Source organism: Salinispora tropica CNB-440 (genome assembly GCF_000016425.1).
In the GTDB taxonomy this organism is placed as follows: domain Bacteria; phylum Actinomycetota; class Actinomycetes; order Mycobacteriales; family Micromonosporaceae; genus Micromonospora; species Micromonospora tropica.
Map to the genome: position 1 here is coordinate 1,426,321 of NC_009380.1, position 14,906 is coordinate 1,441,226.

A 14,906-nucleotide genomic window follows, 5' to 3' on the forward strand; every position below is an offset into this window, starting at 1 on the left:
TTAACGCCAAATGAACTTGGCCGGGTTGCTCAGCTCATCGTCGGCAACGTCACGCGAATCACCGTTCCCGCCCCGTCGGTCTCCACCCGCAACCGTTGGCCGAGGCGGAGCAGCCGCAGGCCGGAGGCGTCGAAGGCCGGAGCCGGGAACGCCAGTTCGGTGCCGTCGTCGAGAAGGAGTACGCCGCTGCGGGTCGTCGCGTCGAAGGTGGCCACCGTGCCCTGCATGACCGGCACGCTACACCGGCCGACTGGCTGTTGGGGTGGTCGTGCCACACAGCGGCGCGGTGTGCGCGCCCAGCCCGAGCCGGGTGGCCGCGGCCAGGTCGGCGGCGGTGTCGACATCTCGACGCAGGCTCGGCCAGTCACCGAGCAGGGGGAGCGCACCGCTGGCCGCGTGGGCGGCCGCCGAGTTGCCACCGAAGCGTGGATCCAGGGGCATACCGGGTGGTGCGGCCAGCAGCACGGTGCCGGTGCCGGGGGCGTCGGGCACGTACCGGCGGTTGGTGGGACCGGACCGCGCCGCCGACAGGGCGGCCGCCAGCTCGACTGGGCGTAGCGCGGGCAGGTCCGCCGTGAGGCCCGCGACCCAGCCGTCTCCGGCGACCGCCGCGCCGTACCGGAAAGCGGGGTTGAGACCGGCGGCGGGGCGGTCCGGCACCACCCGGGCGCCGGCCGCCCCGGTCGCCGCCGCCACGGCCTGATCGTCCGTAACCACCAGCACCTCGGCGACCACCGAACAGGCCCGTACCGCCTCGACGGTGTCGACCGCCAACGCCAGCGCCAACGCCTCGTGGGGCCGGCCCGGCAGCGCGCCGCGGAGCCGGCTCTTCGCCGCGTCCAGCCGCTTCACCGGCACCACTACGGTCCACACCTGGGTCACCCCGCCATCCTGCCAGCCCGGTGCCGGTACCCTCACTGGCCGGACCCGGGGCGAGCAGGCATGATTTCACCTCGCGGGCGTTGAACAGGGTGGGGCGTACCGGCGGGCCGGACGGTGGCGGTAGAAGGAGGCGCGGGTGGCGCGGCGCAGGATGGGGTTCTGGCCACGGTTCGCCGTGGTGCTGGTCAAGTCCGTGATGACGATCTGGACGCGGCGGAGTTGGCGTGGCATGGAACACCTCCGTCGGCCCGGCGGGGTGATCATCGTGCCGAACCACATCTCGCACGCCGACCCGCTGGTCGCCGCGCACTTCGTCTACGACTCCGGGCGTTGGCCGCGGTTCCTCGGCAAGGCCAGCTTGTTCCGAGTGCCGCTGATCGGTGGGATCCTGCGCCGCTGCTGGCAGATTCCGGTCGAGCGCGGCACCACGGCCGCGGTCGAGTCGTTGGACCGTCTGGTCGCCGTGGTGGACAACGGCGGTGCGGTGGTGATCTACCCGGAGGGGACCACGACCCGGGAACCCGAGCTGTGGCCGATGAAGGGCAAGACCGGCGCGGCGCGGCTCGCCCTCGCCACCGGCGCTCCTGTCGTCCCGGTGGCGATGTGGGGACCGGAGCGGATGTTCGATCCCCGGACCTCCCGGCTGAACCCGCGTCCCCGAATCCCGGTGACCGTCGTCGCCGGGCCACCGGTCGACCTGGACCGGTGGGCGGGCGTCCCTCCGACGAAGGCGGTGCTTGAGGAGATGACCGACGTCATCATGCTGCGTTTGCGCGATCTGCTCGCCGAGGTTCGGCAGGCCGACCCGCCCACGCTCTGGGAACGCCCCCGCCGCGCCGACCGCCCGGGGGCGGCGGCATGAGCGGGCAGGTCGCCGTGTTGGGGGCCGGGTCCTGGGGGACGGCTTTCGCCAAGATCCTCGGTGACGCGGGCCGGGATGTCACCATCTGGGCCCGGCGACCGTCGGTCGTGGCGGCGCTACAGGCCGAGCGGAGCAACCCGGAGTACCTGCCGGGTCTGGTCCTGCCGGAGCGGGTGACGGCCACCGGGGACCCCGGGGAGGCGATCACGGGTGCCGAGCTGGTGGTGCTCGCGGTGCCGTCGCAGACGCTGCGTGGCAACCTCGCCGAGTGGCTCCCCTACCTGCACCGCGACGCCACGCTGGTGTCCCTGATGAAGGGGATCGAACTCGGCACCACCAAGCGGATGAGCGAGGTGGTCATGGAGACCGCCCGCGTCCCCGCCGACCGGGTGGTCGTGGTCTCCGGGCCGAACCTGGCCCCCGAGATCGTCGCCGAGCAGCCCGCGGCCACCGTGGTCGCCTGCCCCGACATTGACCGGGCCACCCTCGTGCAGCGGGCGATCACCACCCCGTACTTCCGTCCATACACCAACCACGACGTGATCGGCTGTGAGCTGGGGGGCGCGGTCAAGAACGTCATCGCCCTCGCGTACGGCATCGCCACCGCGATGGGCTTCGGCCACAACACCCGGGCGATGCTGGTCACGCGCGGGCTGGCCGAGACCGCCCGGCTCGGCGTGGCGCTCGGTGCCGACCCACTCACCTTCGCTGGTCTCGCCGGCATGGGTGATCTGGTGGCGTCCTGCTCCTCCCCGTCGGCTCGCAACCGCACCTTCGGCGAGCACCTCGGCCGGGGGGCAACCCTGGAGGAGGCCCGGATCGCCACCCGGCAGACCGCCGAGGGGGTCAAGAGCGCGTTGGCCATCCGGGATCTGGCTCGGGCGCACGAGATCGAGATGCCGATCACCGAGCAGGTGGAGCTGGTCTGCCACGAGGGGGTGGATCCGCGACGAGCGGTCGCGGCGCTGATGAGCCGTACGACGAAGCCGGAGTGACACGGTGACGGACGACCACGACGGAACCCGCTGTGTCCATGCCGGGCTGCCGGAGCCCGCACCCGGGGAGCCGTTCCTGCCCGGCCCGGTCTTTGCCGCGCCGTACCACCTCGATCCGTGGGCCGGGCCGGCGGGCACGCCGAACGGCTACGGTCGGTCGGACAACCCGACCCGGCGGCGGCTGGAGGCGGCGATCGGTGAGCTGGAGGGGGGCGACTGCCGGGCTTTCGCCAGCGGCCAGGCGGCGATCACTGGGCTGCTGCTGAGTGTGTTGCGCTCCGGCGACACGGTGCTGCTCCCTGCCGACGGCTACTTTCCGGTGCGGGCGTTCGCCACCGAGACTCTGGCCGGCATCGGGGTACGGGTGCTCTTCGCGCCGACCGCCGGGCCATACCCGGACCTCGCCGGCGTACGTCTGGTGTTGGTGGAGACCCCGGCGAACCCGGGCCTGGACGTCGTCGACCTGCCCGTGTTGGCGGCGCGGGCGCGGGCGGCTGGGGCCCTGCTGGTGGTGGACAACACCACCGCGACTCCGCTCGGGCAGCGTCCGTTGGAACTCGGTGCCGACCTGGTGGTGGCCTCCGGCACGAAGGCGCTTACCGGCCACTCGGACCTGCTGCTCGGCTATGTCGGCACCCGGTCGGCCGAGTTGCTCGCGGCGGTGACCCGGTGGCGGGACCACACCGGGGCGGTCCCGGGCGCCTTCGACGCCTGGCTGGCGCACCGATCCCTGGCCACCCTCGACCTGCGACTGGCCCGGCAGACCGCGAACGCCGCGGCCCTCGCCGAGTTGCTGGCGGAGCAACCGGGAGTGACCGGGCTGCGCTGGCCGGGCCGGCCGGAGGATCCGGCCTACCCGGTGGCCGTGGCGCAACTGCGCCGGATGCCGGGGGTACTCTCCTTTGATCTTGGCGACGCCGACCGCGTCGCCCGCTTCGTCGCCGCGGCCCGGCTGGTGGCGGCGGCCACCTCGTTCGGCGGGCTGCACACCACGGCTGACCGGCGGGCCCAGTGGGGTGACGACACCCCGCCCGGCTTCGTCCGACTCTCCTGCGGCGTCGAGGACACCACCGACCTGGTCGCCGACGTGGCTGCCGCGCTGCGGGTCGTCGGCGGCTGACCGCTGCCGGCCGTGTTCCCCATGGCGGGTCGTCGGTGCGGGAACTAGCCTCACGTCATCGTCTCTGGGGAGTGGAGGGCGGAACGTGGGCAGCGCGGCAACGCCGGTGGTCGTTGGTTTGGACAACGGCGGCACCAGCAACAACGCCACCGTCCTGACGGTGGATGGACGCTTCCTCGTGGACGGGTTGTTAGAGAGCCCGAGCGAGGTCCATGCCGGTCCGCAGGCAGCGATCGAGGCCCTCGCGGGTGCCTTTACCAGGGCATTGGCGTCGGTCGGCGTATCCCGGGATCTGGTCCGGGCGGTGGGGCTGGACACACCCGGTCCGGCCAGCGCCTCCGGGGTGATCTCCTCGCGTGGTTCGACCAACTTCTCCCAGCCGGAGTGGCGGGGCTACGACGTGCGGGGTGCGCTTGCGCGGCGGCTCGGTCTGCCGGTGGTGTATCTCAACGATGGCAACGCCGCGGCCTTGTACGCGCACCACTCGTACTTCGGCGCGGATGCGACGCGTCGCTCGTCGGTCTCCGCGGTGGTCGGTACCGGTCTCGGTGGCGGGCTGGTCGAAGGGGGGCGGGTGATTGCCGGCGCGGCCGGTATGGCGGGGGAGTTGGGGCACGTGCAGTTGCCGTTGACCGGCCTGCTGGCTCCCGGCCAGCCGGACCCGGTGTGCGCCTGTGGCTTCGTGGGGGACGCGGAGAGCATCGCGTCGCTGACCGGGATCGCCCGCAACCTGCTGCCGTACTGGCTGACCCGGTTCCCCGGGCATCCGCTGGCCGCCGAGCCACCGGTGCGGGCGGCGAAGCTGGTCCGCGGGCTCGGCGAGCGGGGCGACCCGCTGGCCCGGGAGATCTTCATCCAGCAGGCGGCGGCGATCGGCCGGTTGTTCACCCTCGCGGCGAACCTGGCGGATCCGCACACGTACTTCGTCGGTGGGGGTGTGGTGGAGGCGGCACCGGCGTTTCGCGACTGGTTTCTCGCCACTGTTCGCGAGCACACCATGCTGCGGAAGGAGCAGGCGGCGGTGGCGACGTTTGCGCTGGTGCCGGAGCGGGACATGGCCGGGGCCCGAGGGGTGGCCCTCGCGGCGTTGCGGGTCTAGCCGGCCCTGGGGCGATGACGGGTGGCCGGAGCCGGCTTCCGGTGGTCGGGCGACGGTGGGACCTGTACCGCCGCCCGACCGGTTACCGGCGCGGTGGCGCGGCGGCGAAGGTCATCCAGGCTGTGGGGGTGAAGAGCAGCGCCGGGCCGTCTCGGTCCTTCGAGTCGCGAACGCCCACCGCCTGAGGGAGTGTCGCGATCTCGACGCACGCCCCCGCGTCTCCGCTGTGGCTGCTTGTTCGCCAGTGGGCCCGGGTCAGCTCCGGGTCGATCGTCGGGGTCATCGTCCTACCGTCCCTCCATGAGGTGCCGAAGCTGGTCACGGCTGTCTGCCGGGCTGAGGGCCACGCTCCGCAGGTGCTCCATGATCTTGGTGCAGGTGCGGAGGTCGCCGGGGCGGTCGAGGACCATCTGGCCGGCGACCGTCTCCACCGAGGCGATGAAGGGGTCTTCGGGGTCCGCGAACTCCAGGATGTGCAGCGAGCCGCGGGTGCCGCGGTGATAGCCGGCGGCCAGCGGGATCACCTGGACGGTGACGTTGGGTAGCTCGCTGGCCTTCAGCAGGTGTCCCAGCTGTGCCGCCATCACCGTCCGGTCGCCCACCGGTCGTAGTAGGGCGCCTTCGTCGATGATGGCGTCGAGGATCGGCGGATGCGGTGCGGTGAGTCGTTGTTGCCGGTCGAGCCGGAGCTGGACCCGCTGCTCGACTTCGTCATCAGTCAGGGTGTGTGGGCCACCCCGCATCACTCCGCGGATGTAGTCGGCGGTCTGGAGTAGGCCGGGCACCACGGAGGGCTCGAAGTTGGCGATCCCGGTGGCCTCGGCTTCCAGCGCGATGAAGTCGATGGTGCGTCGGTCGAGAAGATACGAGTAGGAGACCCACCAGCCGGGCTTGCGTGCGTCCTTGGCGAGCTGTGCCGCTGCCGCGATCTCGTCTGGTGCGACCCGGTAGAGGGTCAGGAGTGCGCGGACGACGGCCGGGCTCACCAGCGTCTGCGCGTTCTCGTAGCGGGACAGGGTGCTGCGGGTGCTGTTGACTTCGTCCGCTGCGGACTCCAGGGTGAGGCCGGCGGCCTCCCGGTGCATGCGCAGGGCGATGCCCAGCCGACGGGCGCGGGCGGTCTTCGGGGCCATGTATCGATCCTTGCACATATTTGGGAAGTGGTAAATGAGAGAACGTGGGTGAGAGTTGCATTCACGGCTGTCGCAGTGTCACTCTGTTATCAGGTCCTCGCTGGTGGTTGTCGTGGCGACGGTGGCGGCGAGCGACTCGGAGGGATGAGGCGCGCGGTGGTCGGGTTACCTCCCCCGGACCCGATCGCCGCGTGCCGCCCCGGTGGCTCGCCGTCCGGAGGGACTCGAGATGCGAACTGTCCAGTTGCCCCACCAGCGCCATGGCATCACCGAGCCCAGCCCGATGGCGCTGACCCGGTACCTGGTGGTGCTCACCGATGTGCGCTCCCATGACGGTGGTCGGGACGAGCGGGCCAGCCCGGAGCGGCGCCGGCAGGTGGTGGGCGCGAGTAGTCGGGAGGCGGCCGAGCGCATCGCGGGAGCGTTCATGGCGCTGGGCATGGTGCGGGCGGGCCGGCAGCGGGTCAAGCTGATCGCGATCGGCCGGCGGCGCATTCGCGGATAGTCGACGCCCGGCGGGCTGCCGGGAACCATCGTGCCGTCTCGTTCTCATCCAGGCTAAACCGATACATCCCCAAAGTCCGGTTACGCACCGTGTTGTGGGGCGGCTCATTGCCAGGCCCTCGCGCTCTCGACGGGGTATCGCCCGCCGACGTTCACCACGCACAGTAAGGTCACCAAGGTGAGCGCCCGGCAGATGCGACGAGCCGACGAAGAGGTGAGGGCCAGTGACCACCCCAGGCAAGATCCGCGTGGCGGTCGTGTTCGGCGGACGCAGCCCGGAGCACGGCATTTCCTGTGTCAGCGCCGGTAGCGTGCTGGCGGCGCTCGACCCCGACGAATACGAGGTCGTGCCGGTAGGGATCAGCCGTGCCGGTCAGTGGGTGCTGACCGGCAGCGATCCGGCCGAGCTCGCGATCAGCGCCCGCCGGTTGCCGGAAGTCACCGCCGAGTCCGGCGCCGCCATCATGCTCAATGCTGACCCGAGCCACAGCGGGCTGATGGTGCTCGACGCGACCGCGGGGCCCCGGGCCCTCGCCGACGTGGACGTGGTGTTTCCGGTCCTGCACGGAGCGTACGGGGAGGATGGCAGCATTCAGGGGATGCTGGAGATGGCCGGCATCCCGTACGTGGGGGCGAACGTCTTCGCCTCCGCCGCCGCCATGGACAAGGAGTTCACCAAGAAGCTCTGCGCCGCCGAGGGGATTCCGATCGGCCCGTACGTGGTGCTGCGCAGCGGCATGACCTTGACCGAGCAGGACAAGCAGCGCCTGGGTCTACCGGTCTTCGTCAAGCCCTCCCGGGCCGGCTCGTCCTTCGGGATCACCAAGATCAGCGACTGGGCGGAGCTGGACGCTGCGGTCGCCACCGCCCGGCAGATCGACTCCAAGGTCCTCGTCGAGGCCGCGGTTGTCGGCCGGGAGATCGAGTGCGGAGTGTTGGAGGGCGAGGCCGGTGGGGTGCCGGAAGCGTCCGTGCTCGCCGAGGTCCGGGTGGTCGGGGAGTACGACTTCTACGACTTCGAGGCGAAGTACATCGATGCCGAGTCCGCCTGTGAGTACGACATCCCCGCCGGTCTGTCGGAGCGGGTGACCCGCCAGGTCCAGGAGTACGCGGTCCGTGCGTTCACCGCGCTCGACTGCGCCGGGCTGGCTCGGGCTGACTTCTTTGTCACCCCGGAGTTGGACATCTATCTCAACGAGATCAACACGATGCCCGGCTTTACCCCGTCATCGATGTTCCCGCGCATGTGGGCGGCCTCCGGTCTGGAGTACCCGAAGCTGGTCAACCGCCTTATCCGTACCGCCCTTCAGCGCGGGGCCGGCCCGCGCTGAGCCGTCGGAGCCCCGTGGCTCCGCCGCCGCGCTCTGGTGTTGCCGGGCAGGCAGGTCCGGTCGCAGCGGCGGCGGCCCGGCGGCGGGGTCTACTCGGGGCGGCAGCCCGTTGGGGCGTCGTCGGCGGAGGGGACCGTCGCGATGATCGTCTCCGAGACGGGGGAGACCCACTGGAGTGGTTGGTCGTAGCCGTCGGGCACCCGGACCGTGACCGTCGTCTCCCGGTCGACGGTACTCAGCACGGTGTTGCCCTCCTCTTCGCTGCCATACCAGCAGACCCGGTTGACCAACCAGAGCTTGTCGGTGTCGGCGAAGGTCGGCGCCGTGCCGCCGCAGGCGACGGTGAGGGCCGGATCACCGTACGCGGCGTTCTGCTCGGGGCCGGCGGTGACCGGCCGCTGCGGCAGATCCCGGATCGCCGACGGAAGTTGGGAGAGCAGGGCGCGGCAGACGGTGGCGGGGCGCTCGGCAAGAGCCGGAGCAGCCATCTCCACCGGGGTGGTCGACTGCGGGGTGGGGGCCGTCGCCGACGAACTCGGCTCGGATTCCGGCTGATCCGGGGCGAACTGGTTGAACGCCAGGACGCCGGCCAGCACGGTCGCCGGGAGCGCGACCGCTGTCGCGATCAAGGCCGCGCCCCGGTTGGAACGGTCCCGGCCGCCTTTTCGGGACCGTTCGGAGCCGTCGGCGGCCTCCTGGCGGGCAACGGTGTCGTCCGCGGGGGCGGATGCGTCGTCCCGGGCGGTGGTGCTCTTGGATGAGTCGGGCAGCCTGCTCACTTAGAGACGCACCACCGAACAGGTGAGGGTACGGGTGATTCCCGGCACCATCTGCACCTTGCTCACGATGAGGTCGCCGAGTTCGTCCACGGTCTGCGCTTCGCAGAGCAGCACCACGTCGTAGGGCCCGGTGACGGCGTCAACGCGGACAACCCCGGTAATCTTCGCGATCTGACCGGCCACGTCACGCGCCTGGCCGACCTCTGTCTGGATGAGTATGTACGCCTGTACCACGTTCGACCTCCCTCCGTCGCCGCTGGATGAGCGGCCCGAAGGGAGAAAATACCTTACGACCAGGTTAGATTCCGATCGGTGGAGAAGGAGAAGCGGTGAGCGAACGCGGCAACGGCGTCGTGGGGGTGGGTGAGTTTGGTCTCATCGACCGGGTGACCGCCCGGTTGTCGTACGGGCCGACCGTCCTGCTCGGCCCCGGGGACGACGCGGCGGTGGTGGTCGCCGCGGACGCCCGGGTTGTCGCCTCCACCGACGTGCTGGTGGAGGGGCGGCACTTCCGCCGTGACTGGTCCGCGGCGCAGGACATCGGCCACCGGGCAGCCGCGGCGAACCTCGCCGACGTCGCGGCGATGGGCGCGCGAACGACCGCCCTGCTGGTCGCCCTCTGTATGCCGCCGGAGTTACCGCCCGGGTGGGCGGAGGAGTTGGCCGACGGCCTGGCTGGGGAGGCCGCCATCGTGGGGGCCAGCGTGGTGGGCGGGGACATGTCGGCGAGTCCCACGCTGACCATCGCGGTGACCGCACTCGGTGACCTCGGCGGCCGGGCGCCGGTGACCCGGGCGGGGGCCCGGCCCGGTGACATCGTGGCTCTCGCCGGCCGGACCGGGTACGCGGCAGCCGGCCTCACCGTCCTGTCCCGAGGCTTCCGAACACCGCGGCTGCTGGTGGAGGCGTACCGACGACCCGAGGTTCCGTACCGGGCCGGGCCGGCGGCGGCCGAAGTCGGGGCGACCGCGATGATCGATGTATCCGACGGGCTTCTCGCCGATCTGGGGCATGTGGCCCAGGCGAGCGGGGTGGCGGTGGACGTCCGGCGGGACGCCTTCGAGGTGCCCCGGCAGATGCGTGACGCCGCCCAGGCGCTCGGCGTCGACCCGTACACCTGGCTGTTGACCGGCGGGGACGACCACGCCCTCGCGGCGACCTTTCCTCCGACGGCGACGTTGCCGACGGGTTGGCAGCCGATCGGTGAGGTCACCGCTGGTGCCGGGGTGACCGTCGACCGTCGGCAGTGGGAGGGCCCTGTCGGCTGGGACCACTTCCGGTAGGCGGGCCGGACGGTCGTACGCTGCACTGGTGCAGAACCTACAGATACGGCCCACCGGATTCGACTCGCCGACGGCGCAGCGGCTGATCCAGGCGGCCCTCGCCGACCTGGGCGTTCGATACGGCGGCAGCGGCGACGAGACCCCGGTCGACGCGACCGAGTTCGAGCCGCCCGCCGGGACCTTCCTCATCGCTCACCTCGACGGCGAGCCGGTGGCCTGTGGCGGCTGGCGCAGCCACGGTAGGTCGGCCGAGACGGCTGAGCTGAAGCGGATGTACGTGGCACCACACGTCAGGGGGCGGGGCGTGGCTCGAGCCGTCCTGGCGGCGGTGGAGCGGTCCGCGCGCGAGCAGGGCCGTCAGCGGATCGTCCTGGAGTGCGGCGATCGGCAACCCGAGGCGCTCGCGCTGTACCGTTCATCCGGCTACGCGCGAATCCCGAACTTTGGCTTCTACAAGGATGCCTCGGGCTGCGTCTCGTTCGGCCGTACTCTCTGAATCCACAATTCGCTCGGGAGCTGCCGGCCCGGCAACGCGAAACCGGCGGACCCGTCAGGGCCCGCCGGCGCGGTTTGGCTGGACGACCGCGTCAGGCGCGGGTGACCTTGCCGGCCTTGATGCAGGACGTGCAGACCTTCAGCTTCTTGGTGTTGCCACCACCGGCCGGGGTGCGCACCGACTGGATGTTCGGGTTCCAGCGGCGGTTGGTCCGCCGGTGCGAGTGGGACACGTTGTGGCCGAAGCCCGGCCCCTTACCACAGACGTCGCACACGCTAGCCACGGGATACTCCTGGGATTGATCCGTTCATGAGGTCGTCACCAGGCGCTGCCCGGGCAACCTGGTCAGGTTACCCGATGCCTGTTCGCGGTGCCCAACCCCCCCTCGGGTCCGTCCCGCCTGCCGCGGATCCCGGCTTGGCGGGAGACCCGCCTGGCCCACCGGAACCGCCCGGGCTGGCGCGGACACGCCCGGCGCGCGTCTCCGGGCCAGACGTGGGTCGTGGCGCGCCAGTAGGCTACTCGCCGTGCTGGACACCCTCGATGCCGCCGCGGTTCGCCGTTGGTGCGCGGGCGGGCTGGTCGCGTTGAAGCGCCACCAGGGCGAGATCGACCACCTCAACGTCTACCCGGTACCCGACGGTGATACCGGCACCAACCTGGTACTCACCCTCACCTCGGCCCAGCAGGCGTTGGCGATGGAGCTGGACACGCTGCCCGACGACGGGCCCACCCCGCACGGGCAGGCGCTCCGGCTGATGGCTCGGGGCGCGCTGCTCGGCGCCCGGGGTAACTCGGGAGTGATCCTGGCGCAGATCCTGCGCGGCTTCGCCGACGCGCTGGCCGCGGTCCCCGTGGTGCGGGGCCGGGCGTTGGCCGTCGCTCTGCGCGCCGCCGCCACCGCTGCCTACGCCGCCGTCGCCGCTCCGGTCGAGGGGACGCTGCTCAGCGTGGCTGCCGCCGCGGCCCGCGCCGCCGAGCGGGCCGGCCGCGACGAGTTGGGCACGGTGGCCCGGGCCGCGGCCGACGAGGCCGCCCAGGCCCTCGGCCGGACACCCCAGCAGCTACCGGCGCTGGCCCGTGCCCGTGTGGTTGACGCCGGTGGGCGGGGCCTCTGTCTCCTGCTCGACGCCCTGGTCGAGGTGGTCACCGGGGAGCCCCCGGCGCGTCCGGAGTTCACCGGCAGGTCACCCCACCCGCCGGTCGACGGTCCCCGCGAGCGCAGCGTGCCGACGTACGCCTACGAGGTGCAGTACCTGCTCGACGCCGAACCGGCCGCAGTGGCCCGGCTGCGCGAGGAGCTCGGCGCCCTGGGTGACTCGCTGGCGGTCGTCGGCGACGGCGCGGTCTCCGGTGGCACCTGGAACGTGCATGTGCACGTCGACGATGTCGGCGCGGCAATCGAGGCGGGAGTGGTCGCCGGTCGTCCGCATCGGATCGTGGTGACCCGCTTCGCCGACCAGCCCACGCCGCCCGCGTCACCGGAGCCCGACCCGGTCCCGGACCGCCGGGCGGCTGTGGTGGTGGCCACCGGCGCTGGCATCGTCGAACTCTGCGCGGCAGCGGAGGCGACGGTGGTGGAGGGCGTGCCCTCCACCAGTGAGCTGTTGAACGCCGTCCGTGCCACTGGCGCGGGCCACGTCGTGGTGCTGCCCAACGACCCCGACACCCAGGCAGTGGCGAACGACGCGGCCTCGGCGGCGTACCGGCTCGGCGTCAAGGTCAGCGTGGTCCCGACCCGGTCGCCGGTGCAGGCGCTCGCCGCGCTCGCCGTCCGGGACCCGGATCGGCGCTTCGAGGACGACGTGATCGCGATGGCCGAGGCCGCCGGCGCCTGCCGGTACGCGGAGGTCTGCGTCGCCAGCCGGGCGGCCCTGACCGTCGCCGGCCCCTGCCGGCCGGGGGATGTGCTCGCCCTGGTCGACGGTGAGGTGCACCTCATCGGGTCGGACCTGCTCGACACCTGCACCGCCGTGGTCGATCGGATGCTCGGCGGCGGTGGCGAGCTGGTGACCCTGCTGGTCGGAGCGGACGCCCCCGCCGGCCTGACCGAGGCGGTCCGCGAGCACGTGGTCCGCTCCTGGCCGTTCGTCGAGGTGCAGGTGTACCGGGGCGGGCAGCCGCACCACCCGCTCCTGGTGGGGGTCGAATGACCGCTGACCAGGCCACCGTCGACACCCCGTTGGGCAAGCTGGTCGGGGCGAAGACGGCCAGGGCGCTCGCCACCCACCTTGACCTGCACACCGCGGGCGACCTGCTCTACCACGTCCCCCGCCGGTACGACGAGCGCGGCGAGCACACCGACATTCGGTCGCTGGATGTCGGTGAGCAGGTCACCGTGCTGGCCCAGGTGCAGCGCACCGCGGTACGCCCGATGCGCCAGCGCCGCGGAAACCTGCTGGAGGTGACGGTCGGCGACGGCTCGGGGGGCGCGTTGACCCTGACCTTCTTCGGCAACCAGGTCTGGCGCGAGCGGGACCTGCGCCCCGGCCGGTGGGGGCTGTTCGCCGGTAAGGTCACCGAGTTTCGGAGCCGCCGACAGCTCAACGGCCCGGAGTACGTGCTGCTCGGCGCCGGCGATGAGGGTGAGGTGGCGGCCAGCGAGGAGGTTGAGGAGTTCGCGGGTGCGTTGATCCCGGTCTACCCGGCCGCCGCGGCGGTGCCGACGTGGGTGATCGCCCGGTGCGTGCGGGTCGTACTGGACACCGTTGACCCACCGGCGGACCCGGTGCCGGCGACCGTGCGAACCACGCGCAACCTGGTCGGCCTCGGCGCCGCCCTGCGTGAGGTGCACCGGCCCTCCAGTAAGGAGGCCCTCTATCGGGCCCGCCGCCGGCTCAAGTGGGACGAGGCCTTCGCCGTGCAGCTCACCCTGGTGCGACGCAAGCGACAGGCCGCCGATCGTCCAGCCCGACCACGACCCGTGGTGGACGGTGGCCTGCGGGACGCCTTCGACGCCCGTCTGCCGTACCAGCTGACCGCCGGCCAGCGGGAGGTCGGCACCGAGATCGCCACGGATCTGGCCAGCGCCCACCCGATGCACCGGCTGCTCCAGGGCGAGGTCGGTTCCGGCAAGACGGTGGTCGCGCTGCGTGCGATGCTTCAGGTGGTGGACGCCGGTGGGCAGGCCGCCCTGCTGGCCCCGACCGAGGTGCTCGCCGCCCAGCACTACCGCGGCATCCTCGACCTGCTCGGGTCGCTGGGGCGGGCGGGCGAGCTGGATGCCGCCGAGCACGCCACCCGGGTGGAGTTGGTCACCGGGTCGTTGGGTGCGGTGGCCCGCCGCCGGGCGCTGGGCGAGGTACGCAGCGGCGTCGCCGGCATCGTGCTGGGCACCCACGCCCTGCTGTACGAGGGTGTCGACTTCGCTGACCTCGGTCTGGTGGTGGTGGACGAGCAGCACCGTTTCGGTGTCGAGCAGCGGGACGCGCTACGGGCGAAGGCGGACCAGCCCCCGCACGTGCTGGTCATGACGGCCACCCCAATCCCGCGGACGGTGGCCATGACTGTCTATGGGGACCTCGAGGTCTCCACCCTGTCGCAGCTGCCGCGGGGACGCTCGCCGATCGCGTCGCACGTGGTTCCGGCCGCGGAGAAGCCGGCCTTCCTCGACCGGGCGTGGCGCCGGCTGCGGGAGGAGGTCGCCGCCGGCCACCAGGCGTACGTGGTGTGCCCGCGTATCGGCGACGGCCCCTCCTCCGACGAGGAGGCGGCGGGGGAGGACGACACCACCCGGCGGCCACCGCTCGCGGTGACCGAGGTGGCACCGCTGCTCGCCGAGGGGCCGCTGCACGGGTTGCGAATCGGGGTGCTGCACGGTCGACTTCCCGCGGAGGAGAAGGACGCGGTGATGCGGTCGTTCGCCGCTGGAGATCTCGATGTGCTGGTGGCCACCACGGTGGTCGAGGTCGGGGTGGACGTTCCCAACGCCACCGTGATGATCGTGCTGGACGCCGACCGGTTCGGGGTGTCCCAGCTGCATCAGCTGCGTGGTCGGGTCGGCCGTGGCTCCGCAGCGGGGCTCTGCCTGCTGGTCACCGAGGCGATGGAGGGCAGCTCGGCGCGGGAGCGGCTGGACGCGGTGGGGTCGACAACGGATGGCTTCACGCTCGCCGAGCTCGATCTGGAGCAGCGCCGTGAGGGCGATGTGCTCGGCGCCACCCAGTCTGGTCGCCGCTCGCACCTGCGGCTGCTGTCGCTGCTGCGGGACGCGGACCTGATCCGCGACGCCCGGACCGAGGCGATCGGCCTGGTCGAGGAGGATCCGGAGCTGGTGCGCCATCCGGCGTTGGCGGCATCGGTGGCCGCCCTGGTGGACGCGGACCGCGCCGAGTACCTGGAGAAGGGCTAGTCGCGCCATGGTGGCGGTCCGCCGGGTGGGAATCGGATAGGTCGGGTGGGGCTCGGATAGGTCCAGTTGCC

General features: G+C 72.0%; 17 protein-coding genes. 10 read left to right on the top strand and 7 right to left on the bottom strand.

The window, feature by feature from the left end; translation table 11 throughout:
* Positions 1-29: 29 nt before the first annotated feature.
* Entirely contained in the window at positions 30-227 is a 198-nt protein-coding gene (locus tag STROP_RS25065; protein WP_187151586.1) for a cold-shock protein, read from the bottom strand.
* Between the two features lie 10 nt (positions 228-237).
* Positions 238-882 (bottom strand): 2-phospho-L-lactate guanylyltransferase, encoded by a 645-nt coding sequence (cofC, locus tag STROP_RS06380; RefSeq protein ID WP_026275744.1) that lies wholly within the window; start codon positions 880-882, stop codon positions 238-240.
* Between the two features lie 136 nt (positions 883-1,018).
* Here cofC and STROP_RS06385 point away from each other — a divergent pair, with 136 nt between their 5' ends.
* From STROP_RS06385 to STROP_RS06400, 4 genes are all read left to right on the top strand, one after another.
* Positions 1,019-1,744 carry a lysophospholipid acyltransferase family protein gene (locus STROP_RS06385; RefSeq protein ID WP_026274946.1) on the top strand — a complete coding sequence of 242 codons (726 nt, stop codon included), beginning with the start codon at positions 1,019-1,021 and terminating at the stop codon, positions 1,742-1,744.
* Complete coding sequence (locus tag STROP_RS06390; protein ID WP_011905168.1) at positions 1,741-2,739, top strand: NAD(P)H-dependent glycerol-3-phosphate dehydrogenase; 999 nt, start codon at positions 1,741-1,743, stop codon at positions 2,737-2,739. Before STROP_RS06385 ends, STROP_RS06390 begins: the two co-directional genes overlap by 4 nt.
* Positions 2,740-2,743: 4 nt before the next feature.
* Positions 2,744-3,859, top strand: coding sequence for a cystathionine gamma-lyase (locus STROP_RS06395; RefSeq protein WP_011905169.1), 1,116 nt, complete (start codon positions 2,744-2,746; stop codon positions 3,857-3,859).
* Positions 3,860-3,944: 85 nt separating this feature from the next.
* Positions 3,945-4,958: an ROK family protein gene (locus STROP_RS06400; RefSeq protein WP_011905170.1), complete on the top strand. Its 1,014-nt coding sequence runs from the start codon at positions 3,945-3,947 to the stop codon at positions 4,956-4,958.
* Positions 4,959-5,040: 82 nt separating this feature from the next.
* Here STROP_RS06400 and STROP_RS06405 read toward each other — a convergent pair whose 3' ends face one another.
* Both STROP_RS06405 and STROP_RS06410 read right to left on the bottom strand, forming a co-directional pair.
* Positions 5,041-5,241 (bottom strand): DUF397 domain-containing protein, encoded by a 201-nt coding sequence (locus STROP_RS06405; protein WP_011905171.1) that lies wholly within the window; start codon positions 5,239-5,241, stop codon positions 5,041-5,043.
* Positions 5,242-5,245: 4 nt separating this feature from the next.
* The gene (locus STROP_RS06410; RefSeq protein ID WP_011905172.1) at positions 5,246-6,091 is read right to left on the bottom strand and encodes a helix-turn-helix domain-containing protein; all 846 of its coding nucleotides are present in this window, start codon (positions 6,089-6,091) and stop codon (positions 5,246-5,248) included.
* A 229-nt stretch (positions 6,092-6,320) separates the two neighbouring features.
* Here STROP_RS06410 and STROP_RS06415 point away from each other — a divergent pair, with 229 nt between their 5' ends.
* Both STROP_RS06415 and STROP_RS06420 read left to right on the top strand, forming a co-directional pair.
* On the top strand, positions 6,321-6,596 hold the full coding sequence (locus STROP_RS06415; protein WP_011905173.1) for a hypothetical protein: 276 nt from the start codon (positions 6,321-6,323) through the stop codon (positions 6,594-6,596).
* A 223-nt stretch (positions 6,597-6,819) separates the two neighbouring features.
* Entirely contained in the window at positions 6,820-7,926 is a 1,107-nt protein-coding gene (locus tag STROP_RS06420) for a D-alanine--D-alanine ligase family protein (RefSeq protein ID WP_011905174.1), read from the top strand.
* Between the two features lie 89 nt (positions 7,927-8,015).
* On the opposite strand, the gene STROP_RS06425 is transcribed toward STROP_RS06420, so the two are convergent.
* Both STROP_RS06425 and STROP_RS06430 read right to left on the bottom strand, forming a co-directional pair.
* Positions 8,016-8,705 carry a DUF3515 domain-containing protein gene (locus STROP_RS06425; RefSeq protein ID WP_011905175.1) on the bottom strand — a complete coding sequence of 230 codons (690 nt, stop codon included), beginning with the start codon at positions 8,703-8,705 and terminating at the stop codon, positions 8,016-8,018.
* Positions 8,706-8,939, bottom strand: a complete 234-nt coding sequence (locus STROP_RS06430; protein ID WP_011905176.1) for an Lrp/AsnC ligand binding domain-containing protein — start codon at positions 8,937-8,939, stop codon at positions 8,706-8,708. It abuts the gene before it with no gap.
* Between the two features lie 95 nt (positions 8,940-9,034).
* On the opposite strand from STROP_RS06430, the gene STROP_RS06435 reads away from it, so the two are divergent.
* Positions 9,035-9,988: a thiamine-phosphate kinase gene (locus STROP_RS06435; RefSeq protein ID WP_011905177.1), complete on the top strand. Its 954-nt coding sequence runs from the start codon at positions 9,035-9,037 to the stop codon at positions 9,986-9,988.
* A 28-nt stretch (positions 9,989-10,016) separates the two neighbouring features.
* Positions 10,017-10,484 carry a GNAT family N-acetyltransferase gene (locus tag STROP_RS06440; RefSeq protein ID WP_011905178.1) on the top strand — a complete coding sequence of 156 codons (468 nt, stop codon included), beginning with the start codon at positions 10,017-10,019 and terminating at the stop codon, positions 10,482-10,484.
* A 91-nt stretch (positions 10,485-10,575) separates the two neighbouring features.
* Here the strand turns inward: STROP_RS06440 and rpmB are convergent, their stop codons facing one another.
* On the bottom strand, positions 10,576-10,767 hold the full coding sequence (gene rpmB / locus STROP_RS06445; RefSeq protein ID WP_011905179.1) for a 50S ribosomal protein L28: 192 nt from the start codon (positions 10,765-10,767) through the stop codon (positions 10,576-10,578).
* 244 nt (positions 10,768-11,011) lie between these two features.
* On the opposite strand from rpmB, the gene STROP_RS06450 reads away from it, so the two are divergent.
* Entirely contained in the window at positions 11,012-12,637 is a 1,626-nt protein-coding gene (locus tag STROP_RS06450; protein WP_011905180.1) for a DAK2 domain-containing protein, read from the top strand.
* Positions 12,634-14,835 (top strand): ATP-dependent DNA helicase RecG, encoded by a 2,202-nt coding sequence (recG, locus tag STROP_RS06455; RefSeq protein WP_011905181.1) that lies wholly within the window; start codon positions 12,634-12,636, stop codon positions 14,833-14,835. Before STROP_RS06450 ends, recG begins: the two co-directional genes overlap by 4 nt.
* Positions 14,836-14,906 lie beyond the last annotated feature (71 nt).

Bases quoted from the DNA above. Each gene is read 5' to 3' on its own strand.
- STROP_RS25065 (WP_187151586.1), bottom strand. From the start codon at position 227: ATGCAGGGCACGGTGGCCACCTTCGACGCGACGACCCGCAGCGGCGTA.
- STROP_RS06390 (WP_011905168.1), top strand. From the start codon at position 1,741: ATGAGCGGGCAGGTCGCCGTGTTGGGGGCCGGGTCCTGGGGGACGGCT.
- STROP_RS06405 (WP_011905171.1), bottom strand. From the start codon at position 5,241: ATGACCCCGACGATCGACCCGGAGCTGACCCGGGCCCACTGGCGAACA.
- STROP_RS06410 (WP_011905172.1), bottom strand. From the start codon at position 6,091: ATGGCCCCGAAGACCGCCCGCGCCCGTCGGCTGGGCATCGCCCTGCGC.
- STROP_RS06415 (WP_011905173.1), top strand. From the start codon at position 6,321: ATGCGAACTGTCCAGTTGCCCCACCAGCGCCATGGCATCACCGAGCCC.
- recG (WP_011905181.1), top strand. From the start codon at position 12,634: ATGACCGCTGACCAGGCCACCGTCGACACCCCGTTGGGCAAGCTGGTC.